Raw genomic sequence first — 15,028 nt, 5'->3', positions numbered from 1 at the left:
ACATGAAATATGAAGCAGCTACAGTAGAAGAATATATTTCTCAAGTCCCAGAAGAAAGACAAGAAGTTTTACAAAAGCTTCGTAACCTTATTAAGGAAAACCTACCTAAAGGATTTGAAGAAGGAATCAATTATAATATGATTGGGTATTATGTTCCACATTCAAAATATCCCGATGGTTATCATTGTAATCCAAAATTACCACTTCCTTTTATGAATTTAGCTTCACAAAAAAACTCAATAAATCTATATCATAGCGGAATTTATGCTAAAAAAGAGTTATACGATTGGTTTGTGACAGAATATCCTAAGTATTCAAAAAGGAAATTAGATATGGGAAAAAGTTGTATTCGTTTTAAAAAGCTGGATGATATTCCGTATAAATTAATTACTAAATTATGTACAAAAATGACTGTAGATGAATGGATTTCTATCTACGAATCAGTTGTAAAAAAGAAATAAAATGAAGAAAAAAGGTAAAGTAATAGGAATAGGAGGAGTTTTTTTTAAAACAGAAGACCCGAAAGCAACGAAAGATTGGTATAAAAACAACTTAGGTTTTAACACAGATGACTGGGGTTGTACGTTTTGGTGGAAGGATAACGAAGGTAAGAAGGCATCAACACAATGGAGTCCGTTTGCGAATGATACAAACTATTTTGAACCGTCTAAAAAAGATTTTATGTTCAATTACCGAGTAGAAAACTTAGTGGAGTTGTTAGAAGAGTTAAAAGAAAAAGGAATTACAGTGATGGATAAAATAGAGGAGTATGATTATGGTAAGTTTGGATGGGTTGTAGATTTAGATGGAAATAAAATTGAATTATGGGAGCCAAAAGACGAAGCTTTTTTATAAATTTAGCACCGTCTAATAAATAAAAAAATAAAAAAATGGATGTAATTGATGAAAACGGGAATACTGTTCCTAATCAAGAAAGTAAACGTGTATTAGCTGGTATTTTAGCGATTTTAATAGGTTCAATAGGAATACATAAGTTTGTATTAGGATATACCAAAGAGGGTATTATACAAATTATAGCTACGATTATAACTTGCGGTTTTGCAGGAATCATTCCTTTTATAGAAGGGATTATTTATTTAACAAAATCTGATGAAGAATTTGTTGAAACATATCAGGTAAACCAAAAAGGATGGTTCTAATCATCATATAAAAAAGCGCCTTGAGGCGCTTTTTTTATTTCAATTCAGAAAGGTTGTATAAAAAACCTTCCAGCTTTTTTAATTCTTTTGGTGGGTTACCTGCATCAAATACACTTGACCTATATTCCTTATTAGCTATTTTAATAGTAAACTTCGCATGCAAAGCTGCGTCTGTTATTCTTTTTTCACTTGGTGCTTGTAAATCGCTTATTTGTTCTAAATTCAACTCATTTACTATAGTGTTTAATTCTTCTAATTGTTCTTTAGTTACTTTTTTACTCCCTTCTTTTTGATTTATTTTGTACGATAAGTTATTTCCTTCAATAGTTAACTGCACTATACTTCCTCTTGTTTGAGCTTCATAAGCTATTTTATCAAACTCTTTTATTTTATTTTGTGCTGCACAGTTCATCATTAATAAAAATACTACAGGAGTTATTATTTTTAGGTATTTCATCTATTCTTACTTTCTAGTTAATCATAATAAAAAGACGCTCTTTTAAATAAAGAACGTCTTAATATATGAATTTCGTATTAAAATAAAGTTAGTCTGTTATAGTAGACTCTAAATTCTACTGGAACAAATACTACACACCTATTCTAGTTTTTTATCTTCTGTAAACACATATATACAGGTATCATTAAAATAATAATCCACAGAGGGTTTATAATCTTTGCAAACATTTTAAAAACATTAATTATGAATAATAATTAACACTTTAAAAACAACTAGTGATAAACAAGTAAAATATCTGCTTAAATACCAAATATAAAAAGACACCTAAATTAGGTGTCTTTTTATACTATGTTATATTAAATAACTATTTAAGCTTTTTCTTAACTGCTACTTCAGTATATGCTTCTAATGTATCTCCTTCTTTAATATCGTTATATCCTTTAATTTGAAGACCACAATCGTATCCTTTAGTTACTTCCTTAACATCGTCTTTAAAACGTTTTAACGAAGCTAACACACCATCATGAACTACAATTCCATCTCTAATTACACGAACTTTAGAGTCTCTTGTAATTTTCCCTGTCATCACCATACATCCTGCAATGTTACCAATCTTAGAAATTTTATAAACTTCTCTAATTTCAACATTACCAAGAACTTCTTCTTTCATTTCAGGAGACAACATTCCTTCCATTGCATCTTTCAGGTCGTTGATAGCGTCATAAATGATTGAGTAAGTTCTGATATCAACTTCTTCTCTATCTGCTACCGAACGCGCATTTCCTTGCGGACGTACGTTAAATCCAACGATAATTGCATCTGAAGCTGTTGCTAATAATACGTCAGATTCTGTAATTGCTCCAACTCCTTTGTGAATAATATTCACTTGGATTTCTTCTGTAGATAGCTTTTGGAACGAATCTGTTAACGCTTCAACCGAACCATCAACATCTCCTTTTAAGATGATATTTAACTCTTTGAAGTCTCCTAATGCAATGCGACGACCAATTTCTGCAAGTGTTAATGTTTTTTGTGTTCTAACAGATTGTTCACGTTGTAATTGAGAACGTTTTGCTGCTATTTGCTTAGCTTCACGCTCATCTTCAAATACATTGAACTTATCACCTGCTTGTGGTGCACCATCTAAACCTAAAATTGATACTGGCGTAGAAGGTCCTGCCTCTTTTACTTTCCTTCCTTTATCATCAAACATAGCTCTTACTTTACCACTATGCTTTCCGGCTAAGATATAATCTCCAATTTTTAATGTACCTGCTTGTACCAATATTGTAGATACATATCCTCTACCTTTATCTAATAAAGCTTCTACTACAGCTCCGTTTGCGTTTTTATTAGGGTTTGCTTTTAACTCTAATACTTCCGCTTCTAATAATACTTTTTCTAATAACTCATCAACCCCTTGTCCTGTTTTAGCAGAAATTTCTTGCGACTGAATGTTACCTCCCCAATCTTCTACTAATAAATTCATAGAAGAAAGTTGTGTTTTAATATTATCTGGATTCGCGTTAGGCTTATCTATCTTGTTTATTGCGAAGATAATTGGCACTCCTGCTGCTTGTGCGTGAGAAATCGCCTCTTTTGTTTGTGGCATTACATCATCATCTGCAGCTACTACAATAATAACTAAATCCGTTACTTGAGCACCACGAGCACGCATTGCTGTAAAGGCTTCGTGACCTGGAGTATCTAAGAAAGCTATTTTATGTTCTCCTACCTTCACTGCGTAAGCACCAATGTGTTGTGTGATACCTCCTGATTCACCTTCAATAACATTCGCGTTACGGATGTAATCTAACAACGATGTTTTACCGTGATCTACGTGTCCCATCACTGTGATAATAGGTGCACGAGTTATTAAATCTTCTGGCTTGTCTTCAACTTCTTCTATAGATTCCTCAACTTCAGCTCCAACAAACTCTACAGTATAGTTAAATTCTTCTGCTACAATTTGTAATGTTTCAGCATCTAATCGTTGATTCATCGTTACCATCATTCCTAACATCATACATGTAGAAATAATTTGGGTAACGGGAACATCCATCATAGTTGCTACTTCACTAACCGTAACAAATTCTGTTACTTTCAACACCTTACTCTCTGCTTGTGCTGCCTGTAATTCAGCTTCACTTTGCTGGCGGTGGGCATCTCTTTTATCTCTACGGTATTTTGCTCCTTTTCCTTTTTTAGATTTACCCTGAAGTTTTTCTAAAGTTTCTCTAACTTGTTTTTGGATTTGTGCTTCTGTTAGTTCTTCTTTTGGAGCAGCTGCTGGTCTTCTACCTCTTTGACCTCCTCGGTTACCACCTCTCTGGCCTCCTCGGTTTTGACCTCCTCGGTTATTTCCTTGAGGTTTAGCGCCTGTTCCAGGACTTCCTGGTTTGCTAATTCTTTTACGCTTCTTTTTATCTCCATCAGCCTTATTAGCTTCAGGTTTCTTCTTTTTTGGTCTTTCAAATTGTTTTAAGTCAATTTTTTGACCTGTAAAATTAGGACCTTCTAATTTTTTGTACTGAGTTTTAATTTTCTCAGCATTTTCTGGAGTTATTTCTACCTCCTTTACTGGTTGCTTCACCTCTTTAACCTTATTTTCAACAGTCTTTTTAACTTCTTTAGGCTGTTCTTTCTTCACTTCCTTTTTAGGAGTATTAACTGTTTGTTCCTTTGGTTTTTCAGTTTTAGGAGGCTCTGGCTTTTTCTCTTCGACCTTAACTGGTTCTTCAACTTTTTTAGTTTCTTGAACTGGTTTAATAGGCTCTTCTTTCTTTGGTTCCTCTATTTTCTCCTCTTTTTTAGTAGGCTCCGGTTTTACCTCTTCAGCTACTTCTTCAATAGCCTTACCAGTTTCAACATCTATTTTACCTACTGTTTTAAGTTCTAACTTTTCAGCTTTGGCTTTTAAAACTTCTTGTTTTTTAGCTTCCTCTTCTAATCTCTTTCTTTCTTGCTCTTGTTCTAATTGCTGACGAATTGCCTCTTTCTCTTTTTTCTTTTCTTCGCTCACTTCCTTAGAGGCCACCTTTTTAGATTTATCAGTTTGGAAACCATCAAATAAAATTTGATATTCTGCATCTGATATTTTGGTAGTAGGGCGAGCTTCAATCTCATAGCCATTTTTAGCTAGGTGTTCAACAGCTCTATCTAAAGAAATGTTTAGTTCTCTTAAAACCTTATTTAGTCTTAATTTTTTGCCTTCAGCCATATATTATTTTATACTTTTTATTGAAAAAACACACTTTACACGTCTCTAGTACGTATAGTTATGCTCTTTTTCTTCTTTTTGCTAGATTTTATACAGTTTCCTATATTAGGACACTAGCTTCCTTTTTTGTGTTATATTTAATCTTCGAATTCTTCTCTTAAAATTCGTTGAACATCTAAAATTGTTTCTTCCTCTAAATCTGTTCTTTGTACTAACATTGATACATCTTTTTCCAAGACACTCTTTGCTGTATCTAAACCTATTTTCTTGAATTCTTCAATTACCCAAGCTTCAATTTCATCAGAGAATTCTGTTAATTCAACATCTTCTTCTTCAATACCTTCTCTTTGAACGTCAATTTCGTAACCTGTCAACTCACTTGCTAAACGAATATTTACACCAGCTCTACCAATTGCTTTTGATACTTCTTCTGGTTTCAGCAAAACATTAACACGTCCTTTCTTACCATTCTTTTCTTCATCAAACATTTCAATGTCTACTGAAGTTACTTTTGCAGGACTTAAGGCTCTTGCTACAAATAACTGTTCGTTCTTTGTATAGTTAATTACATCAATATTTTCGTTTCCTAATTCACGAACAATACCGTGAATACGAGATCCTTTTACACCAACACAAGCTCCAACAGGGTCTATTCTATCATCGTAAGAATCTACTGCTATTTTTGCTTTATCTCCAGGAATCCTTGCTACGCCTTCAATAGTAATTAAACCATCGAAAACTTCAGGGATTTCTTGTTCAAATAATTTCACTAAGAACGCTGGTGAAGTTCTTGATAAAATAATAGCGGGTTTATTACCTCTTAACTCTACAGATTTTATCACTCCTCTAACTGCATCTCCTTTTCTAAAGAAGTCTGAACGAATTTGTTCACTCTTTGGTAAAACAATCTCATTTCCTTCATCATCCAACAAAATTACAGCATTATGACGAATATGGTGTACTTCTGCACTATAAATTTCTCCTTCTAAATCTTTAAATTGTTTAAAAACGTTTGTACTATCGTGCTCGTGAATTTTAGAAATTAAGTTTTGGCGTAATGCTAAAATAGCACGTCTACCTAAATCTACTAGCTTTACTTCTTCAGAAACATCTTCTCCAATTTCAAAATCTGGTTCAATTTTCCTTGCTTCTGCAAGTTCTATTTCCTCATTATCATCTTCAGACATTCCATCTGCCACCACCACTCGATTTCTCCAAATCTCTAAATCTCCTTTATCAGGGTTTATAATGATATCAAAATTCTCATCTGACCCAAACCTACGCTTTAAGGCTGCACGAAATACTTCTTCTAAGATAGACATTAATGTTACTCTGTCTATACTTTTATTATCTTTAAACTCCGAAAATGATTCTATTAACGCAATATTTTCCATTTCATTCTCTAATTAAAATATGATCTTCACTTTTGCTTCTTTAATATCCTGATACGCTAGTATTTTTGTTTTTTCTACCGTATGCTTTCCTTTACCTATTGGCTTAGGCTCTCTTGCTTTCCAAAATAGGGTAATGGTCTCTTCTGTTACCTCAGTTAACGTTCCTTCAAATTCTTCTGTTGCTGTTTTAACTTTTAGAATTCGGTTGATATTCTTTTTATACTGACGTTTTACAGCTATTGGATGTGCAATATCTGGTGTTGTCACTTCTAACGAAAAATCTTCTTCTTCTCTATCTAAATTATGCTCTATATTCCTACTAATACGAATACACTCACTTAGTGGCACACCTGAATCTCCATCTACTATTACCTTTATTTTGTTATCCGACAAGAATTGTAAATCTATTAAATATAAAGATTTGTTTTCTTCTAAGGCTTCTTGTAATAATTCTCTAACTCGTTCTTGATTCATCTTAGGTATAAAAAGAGGGGACTAACGTCCCCTTCATCTATCTGATTAATAAATTTGGTGCAAATATAGTAAGTTATTCATTAACACACAAATATCAACCCTCTTTCTTTATAACATTGTTTTTTGTATCTTTAAGAAACTATCTCTCTTAAAACTTTCTTATTATGAAAAAAATATTAGTACCTACTGATTTTTCGAAGTCTTCTGAATATGCTTCGAAACTAGCTTCTAAAATAGCTAGCAAAGCCAACAGTGAAGTACACTTACTTCATATGGTTGAACTTCCTACAGGAATCGTTGACATGGGGGCTGGAACTAACTTTAGTATTCCAGAAAGCATGTTATATATTAGAAAGGTTCGTGACAGACTCCTGGATTACAAAAAGGATTTTTTTCCTAAAATTAAAAATGTTAAACATGCTATCAGATTTCAAAGTCCATTTGAAGGTATTAGAGATTATTCTAAAAAAAACAGTACAGATTTAATCATTATGGGATCTAAAGGGCATACAAACCTTGAAGAAATCTTAATTGGGTCTAACACTGAAAAAGTTGTACGAAACTCTGAAATACCTGTCATTGTTACAAAAAAGAATAACGACAGTTTTACACCAAAAGATATCGTCTTTGCATCTAGCTTTAAACCTAAAAAAAATAAGGCTTTTGAACGATTTCTTGATTTTAGTAATAATTTTGATTGTACAATACATTTACTAAAAATAAACACTCCCCAGAAATTTGAAAACTCTCAAGACACTAACGAAAGAATTAAAAAAATTACAGACACATATGGTTTAGAAAATTACACTATTAATATTTACAATGACTCTTCTGTTGAGAAAGGAATTCTTCATTTTGCTAATAAAATTAACGCAGATATAATTGCTTTAGCTACGCATGGAAGAAGTGGCTTATCTCATATTTTTAATGGCAGCATTACTAAAAGCCTCTCTAAAAGTGCTATGCGACCAATGCTAACATTTAAAGTATAAAAAAGTGCACTATTAAGTGCACTTTTCTTTTTATTTCCAATATTTCTCAACCCAAGGAGCAGCTTTTACATATCTATACCATTTTCCTCTACCACCTTTTATTGCTTTATGTGGGTTAATTTCCCCATGAAAAATAATAATTTTTGCTCCCTTAGGTATAGCTGGTGTTTTCCAAAAAGCTAAAGGAAATCTAGATACACAATCATATTTAAAACTGGGGCACCATTCTTTTGGCCAATATTCTAAATACCCTCTATCATTAATACTATGAGTTAAATACTCTTGTTCATTCCTATGTATTTTTCTTATTTCTTCAAACTTCTCCAAAAAATCATTAAATACATATCCATGTTTCCCAATTTGAAATCTATATACCGATGAATTTCCTGTAATTCTCCAACTTCTCCAACTATGATCTTTAATTATTCTAAAAGTTCCATCAACTTCAAAAAAACAATCGATATTATCAACAATAACTATATCTAAATCTAAAAAAAGAGCCGTTCCTTTTAAACCATAAAGATCTTCTTTTAAAGTTGTTAGTTTCTTCCACATTCTTTCTGGAATATCCGTACGAATATTCATTTCAGGTATTTCATAACAGTCAATCTCTCCAATAATTCCTTTTTTATCATCAGTAAAACAAACCATTTTAAAATCATAGGTTAAATTTCGTTTCACCATCGAATATAATCGGTTTACATATTCTGCTCCGTACAATGTACCCCACTTCATGCAAAAAATATACTTCTGCTCCATATTTTTGTTATTAATCTTAATTATGTTTTAAGCAAATCTTCTTTCAATAATTTCTAACAGTCTATTTTCATATTCTTCTTTATCAGACCAATCATAATCTGGTTTAATCATTTTATTGATAAATTTTTTTGCTTCTTTTTCTGTTTTAAAAGTATTTAATTGAGAAATAACCCTATTAAAATCATTTTGATTTCCTTCAAAAAGGTGTTTTACAAAAGCAATTCTATCGTTTAAATCAATTTGAATTGTATTTAGAAAGTGATCATTAATTGTTTTCTTAGGTGCTGCCTTAGTAAATAAATCTGTAATTACATCAACTGATATAGTATCTTGCAACTCATCTTCTAAAGTAGGAGTTTTCCTATCTCCAACATCTTTCACATCATTTTTCAAATCTTCTCCATCACCATGTAGCAGTTCTTCTAATTCATCAAAAGGCTGTTCAATAATTTCATTAGTAATTATTTCTTCATTAATTCCTTCTATTACTTTTTCAACTATTTCATCTGCTTCTTGCTCAAAACCTTCTTTTAAGTCTTCTTCTAAGTGATGTACTTCCCTACTTTCTATAGACTCTTGTTCCTCCTTTTGTATCTTTTCTTCTGTAGACTTCTCTACTTTTACCTCTTCTTGAATTGGTTCTTTCTTTTTTTCAACCTCAGCATCCAAATCATCTACAACTTCTTTCTTTGTCTCTAAACTTACCTCTTCTATCTTAGGTAAAATTTCTTCAACAGCTTCAGCTTGCTTTTTTTCTTCGGCAAGTAAAACATCTTTTAACAGTTCCTCTTTAGTTTTTGTAGGATTAGGAGTATTATTTATGTATTCTTCTACATACGCTAAAACCGAAAGTTTTTCGTAAACCTCATATGCCTTTTGCTTTAACTCAAACACATCTTCTCTATTTTTCATCTGTAAAATACTGTGTGCTAAACTGGTTAAATCTGATGCTAGTTTTTTGTGCATAAGTTGTCGTTTGATATTAATTTTTGCTGTTAAATTTTAATAAATTTGTTCCTCATTCGAAAGTAATACAAAAATCAATAATTAGAGCTTAAAATTACAAAATGTTTCTTGAAAATACAGTAAATCATACAGAACAATTTGGTTGGATTGAGGTAATTTGTGGCTCAATGTTTTCGGGGAAAACCGAAGAATTAATTCGTAGACTTAAACGTGCTCAGTTTGCTAAACAACGTGTTGAAATTTTCAAACCTGCAGTTGACACAAGATACGATGAGGAGGAAGTAGTTTCCCACAATAAAAACAGTATTCGTTCAACACCTGTTCCTGCATCTTCTAATATTAGATTATTAGCCAATGATGTTGATGTTATTGGAATAGACGAAGCCCAATTTTTTGACGATGAAATTGTAGCTGTTTGTAACGACTTAGCAAATAGAGGAGTTCGTGTTATCGTTGCAGGTTTGGACATGGATTTTAAAGGTAAACCTTTTGGACCAATGCCTGCGTTAATGGCTACTGCAGAATATGTTACTAAAGTACATGCCGTATGTACTCGCACAGGAAACTTAGCCCATTATAGTTATAGAAAAGCACAAAGTGAAGATCTAGTTTTTTTGGGCGAAACTCAAGAGTATGAACCACTAAGCAGAGCTGCTTATTACAAAGCCATGAAGGAACACGAAACACAAAATAAAAAAGAAAGCACTAATGAATAACAATCATGTTACCGTATTAGAAATTAATACTAAAGCTGTACTACACAATTTAGCTTATTTTAAACAGAAGCTACAACCTACTACAAAAATTTTAGTTGTTGTCAAGGCTTTTGGTTACGGAAGTGAGTCTACTGAAATTGCTAAAATTGTACAAGACCATGTTGATTATTTTGCTGTTGCTTATTCTAATGAGGGAATGGCTTTACGTGAGGCTGGAATTACAACGCCTATCTTGGTTTTAAACCCTCAAATTCAAAACTTAAAAGATATTGTTAAATATCGCTTAGAGCCTAATCTATATAATTTTAAAATCTTCGATGCTTTTTTAAAACTTGCAGATGAAGAGCCTTTAATGAATTACCCTATTCATTTAAAATTTAACACAGGATTAAATAGAGTAGGCTTTTGGCATACTGACGTTCCAACTATTGTAGCAGAGCTAAAAAAATCAAACAATGTAAAAGTTGAATCTATATTTTCTCATTTAGCAGCTAGTGAAGATTTAAACGAACAAGAATTCACCATAGGTCAAATAAATAACTTTGCTTACATAGTAAAACAAGTTTATGAGCACTTAGGATACCAACCTATGATACATATCTTAAATACATCTGGTATTATCAATTATCCACAAGCTCAATTTGACATGGTTCGCCTAGGCATAGGTTTATATGGTTTTGGAAATGATGAACAAGAAACTACTCAACTTAAAAATACACATACGCTTAAATCTATAATTTCTCAAATCAATATAGTTCAACCAGGTGAAACAGTTGGATACAATAGAGCTTTTGTTGCTAGTCAACCTACGCGAAGCGCAACCATTCCTATAGGACATGCAGATGGTATATCAAGAAAACTAGGAAATAAAAATGGATTTGTGTTCATTAATAATCAACCAGCTCCTATCATTGGAAATGTTTGTATGGATATGATAATGGTTGATGTTACTAAAATTGATTGTAATGAAGGTGACGAGGTTATCATTTTCAACCATCAACAACACGTAGAATATATGGCTCATAAGTGTGAAACTATTTCGTATGAAATACTTACTGCCTTATCTCAACGTATAAAAAGATTGGTTAAGAGCTAATTTTTTTATATTTTTCAGTTCAATTAACTATTAAAAATCAAAAATATGGGAATGCTCAAAGAGTTTAAAGACTTTGCAATGAAAGGAAATTTAGTAGACATTGCAGTAGGTTTTGTAATGGGTGCTGCTTTCAAACAAGTAGTAACCTCTTTCACTGGAGGAATTGTTTCTCCTTTAATAGGACTTATTTTTAAAGCTAATTTTAAGGACATAAAGTATGTAATTAAAGAAGGAGTAACTGATGAAGCTGGTAAAGTAACAGGCGAAGTTGCTATAATGTATGGTGAGTTTTTAACCAATGTTATTGATTTTATTATTGTAGCTTTTGTTATGTTTATGGTGGTAAAAGCAGTAAATGCTATGAAGAAAAAAGAAGAACCTGCTCCAGAAGCTCCAAAGGGACCTAGTCAAGAAGAACTATTAGCAGAAATTAGAGATTTACTAAAAAAGTAATCCGATTAAATATTAAATAGAAAAGCTCGCAATTGCGAGCTTTTCTATTTTCTAATAGTTCTATCTAATTTACACATGCTTTCCTTTCTCCCAACCATGTTTTCCTAAATACTGTTCACCACTTTCAACCGCACCATCTTCAATACTTGTTCCCATAGAATCATTCCAACGATTTAAATACCCGAAAAGAGAAATCACACCTAACATTTCAACTATTTCACCTTCATCCCAATATTTATACAATTCTTCTTTTATCTTTTCATCTACCATATTTGGAACCATAGAAGCTGCCAATGAAAAATCTAACGCAGCACGTTCAGCATCATAAAAGGCAGAGTGTGTTTTATATTCCCATATATTATCTAATTGTTCTTGTTCTGCACCATAACGCTCAGCAGCACGAATTGCATGTGCTTGACAATAACGACAACCTGTAGCATTGCTACTTACCCAAGCAATCATCCGTTTTAAAGCAGAAGTTACGCGACCGTGATTAGCCATTACTGCTTTGTTTAAATTGATAAATGCTTTGGAAATTTCTGGTCGTCGTTGCATGGTTAACACTGAATTCGGACAAAAACCTAAGGTTTCATTATAAAAATCAGATAATTGTTTCGTTTCCGCATCATGATTCGGATCTAAAGGAGTTACTAAAGGCATAGATTTATTTTTTAAGTTTTTAATACTAACTTTTTACTGTAAGTTTGTGTTACTATTTAAATGTACTAAGTCGAAATACACACAGACTTACTTACGCAATAAACAAAAAATTATCAAGATATGGCAACAAACACAGTTACAACCGTTTGGAAAGAAAACATGCAATTTGAAAGTGACAACCCTAGTGGACACTCAATAGTTATTGATACTTCTGAAGAGCATGGTGGCAATAATTCTGGATTACGACCTAAAGCTATGATGCTTTCATCGTTAGCAGGCTGTTCTGGTTTAGATATCGTACCTATGCTAGAAAAAATGCGTGTAAAAATTGATGATTTTAAAATTGTTGTTACTGGTGAATTAACTGAAGAACACCCAAAATATTATCATAAAGTTTTAGTGGATTATCATTTTTACGGAAGTGATTTAGACGAGAAAAAAATTAACAAAGCAGTAGATTTATCGATAGAGAAATACTGTGGTGTTATGGAAATGTTTAGAAAATTTGCTGATGTAACTACCGCTATTCATTTACATAATAACTAATCTATTTTCGATAAAATTGCTATGCGCTGGACATTAAAACCGCAACCAGACACTATTAAAGTAAAACAATTAGCCAAAGAACTATCTATCGACACAACCTTGGCTAAAATTTTAGTACAACGTGGTATTGAAACCTTTGATGAAGCAAAACATTTTTTTCGTCCTTCATTGAGTGATTTACATGATCCTTTTTTAATGAAAGATATGGAAGTTGCTGTACAGCGTATAGAAACTGCTATTACTAATAACGAAAATATTTTAGTTTTTGGCGATTACGATGTTGACGGAACTACCGCTGTTTCTTTGCTATCTTCTTACCTAAAAACAATTCATCCTAATATTGCAACCTATATTCCTGATCGATATGAAGAAGGATATGGTGTTTCTTTTCAAGGAATTGATTTCGCTGAAGATAATGGTTTTTCACTTATCGTAGCTTTAGACTGCGGAATTAAAGCTATTGATAAAGTTGCCTATGCTACTGAAAAAAATATTGATTTTATTATTTGTGACCACCACAAACCTGGAAATGAAATTCCTAAAGCAGTTGCTGTTTTAAATCCTAAGCAAATAGATTGTAACTATCCATATGATGAACTGTGTGGCTGTGGTGTTGGTTTTAAATTAATTCAAGCATTAGCTTCAAAAAGAAATCAAACAATTGACGATTTAATTCCATATTTAGATTTAGTAGCTACTGCAATTGCAGCTGATATTGTTCCGATGACTGGCGAAAATAGAGTATTAGCGTATCACGGATTACAAGTCATCAATTCACAACCCAGAAATGGTATTAAGGCTATTATTCATCAGTTACAAAAAAAAGAACTCACTATTACCGATGTTGTTTTCATAATCGCTCCGCGGATAAATGCTGCTGGGAGAATGAAACACGGAAACTACGCTGTTGAATTGTTAACCGAAATGGATTTTGATTCAGCAGTTGAATTTGCTTCTGCAATTGAAAAGTTCAATTCTGACAGAAAAGAACTGGACAAAGCAATTACACAAGAAGCCTTACTTCAAATTGAAAATAACAACGAGCAAGAGGAATACACCACAGTAGTTTTTGATGAAAATTGGCACAAAGGAGTCATTGGTATTGTAGCTTCTCGTTTAACTGAAACTTACTACAGACCTACCTTGGTTTTTACTAAAAGTGGTGAAAAATTAGCTGCCTCAGCTCGCTCTGTAAAAGGATTTGATGTATATAATGCTTTAGAAGAATGCTCAGAATTTATTGAACAATTTGGTGGACATAAATATGCAGCGGGTTTAACGCTCTTACCCGAACAATATGAAAATTTTAAAAACAAGTTTGAAGAAGTAGTGAAAGCCACTATTGATAAAGACTTGTTAACTCCAGAAATCACTATTGATGCTGAGCTTGACCTATCAGAAATTACACCTAAGTTTTTCCGTATAGTCCAACAAATGGCACCTTTTGGTCCGCTAAACATGAAACCAATTTTTACTACTTCAGCAGTAAGAGATAATGGATATGGTAAACAAGTTGGCGCAGACAAAAGTCATTTAAAATTAAACCTTATTTATGGTTCAGACCAAAAAACATATAATGCCATAGGTTTTGGTCTAGGAAATAAAATAGCCATCGCTCAAAACGATTTTGACATTGTATATACTTTAGATGAAAACACATGGAACGGACACACAACTATACAATTGATTTTAAAAGACTTAAAATAGCTTCTACTTTTATTTAGAATAATTCCAAATAATCTTATATATTTGTTACGGTAATAAAATATAGTTATGGACGGAATTACTAAAATATACGACAACAACATAGGTATTTCATTTCACTGGAAAGATAACAACTCTAAGCTAGTTCAATTAATATTTAGAGATACAGGGTTTCATTTAACTGAAGAAGAAATTGAATTATTTTTAGAAAAAGTTACTGATTCAAAACTTCAAAAAAACTGCGCTACTTGTAGTAAAGGTAAAGACTGTAGATCCATTCTACTACAAACACCTTCTAATAAAGTTAGCATGGCAGTTTCTTCAGTCGAACTGTGGCAGATAGACGACCTTTTAAAAGGCACACTATTTCAACTAAGAATGAATAATTATCTAAATGAGCTATGTAGAAATTAAGAAGGCTTGCAAAATTA

Annotated in this window: 17 protein-coding genes; 10 read left to right on the top strand and 7 right to left on the bottom strand. The window is 32.3% G+C overall.

Annotated elements, in window-relative coordinates; all coding sequences use genetic code 11:
- Positions 1-2: 2 nt before the first annotated feature.
- Genes D6200_RS12005 through D6200_RS11995 form a run of 3 tightly spaced genes read left to right on the top strand, consistent with a single transcriptional unit; the run spans position 3 to position 1,160 of the window.
- Positions 3-461, top strand: a complete 459-nt coding sequence (locus D6200_RS12005; RefSeq protein ID WP_073182208.1) for a DUF1801 domain-containing protein — start codon at positions 3-5, stop codon at positions 459-461.
- 1 nt (position 462) lies between these two features.
- Complete coding sequence (locus D6200_RS12000) at positions 463-855, top strand: VOC family protein (protein ID WP_073182209.1); 393 nt, start codon at positions 463-465, stop codon at positions 853-855.
- 35 nt (positions 856-890) lie between these two features.
- Positions 891-1,160 carry a TM2 domain-containing protein gene (locus D6200_RS11995; RefSeq protein WP_073182210.1) on the top strand — a complete coding sequence of 90 codons (270 nt, stop codon included), beginning with the start codon at positions 891-893 and terminating at the stop codon, positions 1,158-1,160.
- 34 nt (positions 1,161-1,194) lie between these two features.
- Here the strand turns inward: D6200_RS11995 and D6200_RS11990 are convergent, their stop codons facing one another.
- From D6200_RS11990 to rimP, 4 genes are all read right to left on the bottom strand, one after another.
- On the bottom strand, positions 1,195-1,617 hold the full coding sequence (locus D6200_RS11990; RefSeq protein WP_073182211.1) for a hypothetical protein: 423 nt from the start codon (positions 1,615-1,617) through the stop codon (positions 1,195-1,197).
- Positions 1,618-1,981: 364 nt separating this feature from the next.
- Complete coding sequence (gene infB, locus D6200_RS11985) at positions 1,982-4,837, bottom strand: translation initiation factor IF-2 (protein ID WP_047790700.1); 2,856 nt, start codon at positions 4,835-4,837, stop codon at positions 1,982-1,984.
- A gap of 137 nt (positions 4,838-4,974) precedes the next feature.
- Complete coding sequence (nusA, locus tag D6200_RS11980) at positions 4,975-6,231, bottom strand: transcription termination factor NusA (protein ID WP_047790701.1); 1,257 nt, start codon at positions 6,229-6,231, stop codon at positions 4,975-4,977.
- A gap of 12 nt (positions 6,232-6,243) precedes the next feature.
- Positions 6,244-6,705 carry a ribosome assembly cofactor RimP gene (rimP, locus tag D6200_RS11975; protein ID WP_073182212.1) on the bottom strand — a complete coding sequence of 154 codons (462 nt, stop codon included), beginning with the start codon at positions 6,703-6,705 and terminating at the stop codon, positions 6,244-6,246.
- A 164-nt stretch (positions 6,706-6,869) separates the two neighbouring features.
- On the opposite strand from rimP, the gene D6200_RS11970 reads away from it, so the two are divergent.
- Positions 6,870-7,697, top strand: a complete 828-nt coding sequence (locus D6200_RS11970; RefSeq protein ID WP_073182213.1) for a universal stress protein — start codon at positions 6,870-6,872, stop codon at positions 7,695-7,697.
- A gap of 30 nt (positions 7,698-7,727) precedes the next feature.
- Here D6200_RS11970 and D6200_RS11965 read toward each other — a convergent pair whose 3' ends face one another.
- Complete coding sequence (locus tag D6200_RS11965) at positions 7,728-8,456, bottom strand: glycosyltransferase family protein (protein ID WP_047790704.1); 729 nt, start codon at positions 8,454-8,456, stop codon at positions 7,728-7,730.
- Positions 8,457-8,483: 27 nt separating this feature from the next.
- Positions 8,484-9,422, bottom strand: a complete 939-nt coding sequence (locus D6200_RS11960) for a hypothetical protein (protein ID WP_073182214.1) — start codon at positions 9,420-9,422, stop codon at positions 8,484-8,486.
- A gap of 101 nt (positions 9,423-9,523) precedes the next feature.
- On the opposite strand from D6200_RS11960, the gene D6200_RS11955 reads away from it, so the two are divergent.
- Genes D6200_RS11955 through mscL form a run of 3 tightly spaced genes read left to right on the top strand, consistent with a single transcriptional unit; the run spans position 9,524 to position 11,687 of the window.
- Positions 9,524-10,138: a thymidine kinase gene (locus D6200_RS11955; protein ID WP_073182215.1), complete on the top strand. Its 615-nt coding sequence runs from the start codon at positions 9,524-9,526 to the stop codon at positions 10,136-10,138.
- Entirely contained in the window at positions 10,131-11,234 is a 1,104-nt protein-coding gene (gene alr, locus D6200_RS11950) for an alanine racemase (RefSeq protein WP_073182216.1), read from the top strand. The genes D6200_RS11955 and alr overlap by 8 nt, the downstream gene beginning before the upstream one ends.
- A 51-nt stretch (positions 11,235-11,285) precedes the next feature.
- Complete coding sequence (gene mscL, locus D6200_RS11945) at positions 11,286-11,687, top strand: large-conductance mechanosensitive channel protein MscL (RefSeq protein ID WP_073182703.1); 402 nt, start codon at positions 11,286-11,288, stop codon at positions 11,685-11,687.
- A 69-nt stretch (positions 11,688-11,756) separates the two neighbouring features.
- Here the strand turns inward: mscL and D6200_RS11940 are convergent, their stop codons facing one another.
- The gene (locus D6200_RS11940; protein WP_073182217.1) at positions 11,757-12,347 is read right to left on the bottom strand and encodes a carboxymuconolactone decarboxylase family protein; all 591 of its coding nucleotides are present in this window, start codon (positions 12,345-12,347) and stop codon (positions 11,757-11,759) included.
- A gap of 120 nt (positions 12,348-12,467) precedes the next feature.
- Here D6200_RS11940 and D6200_RS11935 point away from each other — a divergent pair, with 120 nt between their 5' ends.
- From D6200_RS11935 to D6200_RS11925, 3 genes are all read left to right on the top strand, one after another.
- Positions 12,468-12,893, top strand: a complete 426-nt coding sequence (locus D6200_RS11935) for an OsmC family protein (protein WP_073182218.1) — start codon at positions 12,468-12,470, stop codon at positions 12,891-12,893.
- Between the two features lie 21 nt (positions 12,894-12,914).
- Positions 12,915-14,600, top strand: a complete 1,686-nt coding sequence (recJ, locus tag D6200_RS11930) for a single-stranded-DNA-specific exonuclease RecJ (protein WP_073182219.1) — start codon at positions 12,915-12,917, stop codon at positions 14,598-14,600.
- 66 nt (positions 14,601-14,666) lie between these two features.
- Entirely contained in the window at positions 14,667-15,011 is a 345-nt protein-coding gene (locus D6200_RS11925; RefSeq protein ID WP_047790766.1) for a hypothetical protein, read from the top strand.
- The last annotated feature ends 17 nt before the right edge of the window (positions 15,012-15,028 follow it).

The sequence above is a fragment of the Tenacibaculum mesophilum genome (assembly GCF_003867075.1).
Taxonomy (GTDB): Bacteria; Bacteroidota; Bacteroidia; order Flavobacteriales; family Flavobacteriaceae; genus Polaribacter; species Polaribacter mesophilus.
This window is presented reverse-complemented; position numbering and strand designations above follow the sequence as displayed.

Coding starts and splice junctions, on each gene's coding strand:
- D6200_RS12005 (WP_073182208.1), top strand. CDS start 3: ATGAAATATGAAGCAGCTACAGTAGAAGAATATATTTCTCAAGTCCCA.
- D6200_RS12000 (WP_073182209.1), top strand. CDS start 463: ATGAAGAAAAAAGGTAAAGTAATAGGAATAGGAGGAGTTTTTTTTAAA.
- D6200_RS11995 (WP_073182210.1), top strand. CDS start 891: ATGGATGTAATTGATGAAAACGGGAATACTGTTCCTAATCAAGAAAGT.
- D6200_RS11990 (WP_073182211.1), bottom strand. CDS start 1,617: ATGAAATACCTAAAAATAATAACTCCTGTAGTATTTTTATTAATGATG.
- infB (WP_047790700.1), bottom strand. CDS start 4,837: ATGGCTGAAGGCAAAAAATTAAGACTAAATAAGGTTTTAAGAGAACTA.
- nusA (WP_047790701.1), bottom strand. CDS start 6,231: ATGGAAAATATTGCGTTAATAGAATCATTTTCGGAGTTTAAAGATAAT.
- rimP (WP_073182212.1), bottom strand. CDS start 6,705: ATGAATCAAGAACGAGTTAGAGAATTATTACAAGAAGCCTTAGAAGAA.
- D6200_RS11970 (WP_073182213.1), top strand. CDS start 6,870: ATGAAAAAAATATTAGTACCTACTGATTTTTCGAAGTCTTCTGAATAT.
- D6200_RS11965 (WP_047790704.1), bottom strand. CDS start 8,456: ATGGAGCAGAAGTATATTTTTTGCATGAAGTGGGGTACATTGTACGGA.
- D6200_RS11960 (WP_073182214.1), bottom strand. CDS start 9,422: ATGCACAAAAAACTAGCATCAGATTTAACCAGTTTAGCACACAGTATT.
- D6200_RS11955 (WP_073182215.1), top strand. CDS start 9,524: ATGTTTCTTGAAAATACAGTAAATCATACAGAACAATTTGGTTGGATT.
- alr (WP_073182216.1), top strand. CDS start 10,131: ATGAATAACAATCATGTTACCGTATTAGAAATTAATACTAAAGCTGTA.
- mscL (WP_073182703.1), top strand. CDS start 11,286: ATGCTCAAAGAGTTTAAAGACTTTGCAATGAAAGGAAATTTAGTAGAC.
- D6200_RS11940 (WP_073182217.1), bottom strand. CDS start 12,347: ATGCCTTTAGTAACTCCTTTAGATCCGAATCATGATGCGGAAACGAAA.
- D6200_RS11935 (WP_073182218.1), top strand. CDS start 12,468: ATGGCAACAAACACAGTTACAACCGTTTGGAAAGAAAACATGCAATTT.
- recJ (WP_073182219.1), top strand. CDS start 12,915: ATGCGCTGGACATTAAAACCGCAACCAGACACTATTAAAGTAAAACAA.
- D6200_RS11925 (WP_047790766.1), top strand. CDS start 14,667: ATGGACGGAATTACTAAAATATACGACAACAACATAGGTATTTCATTT.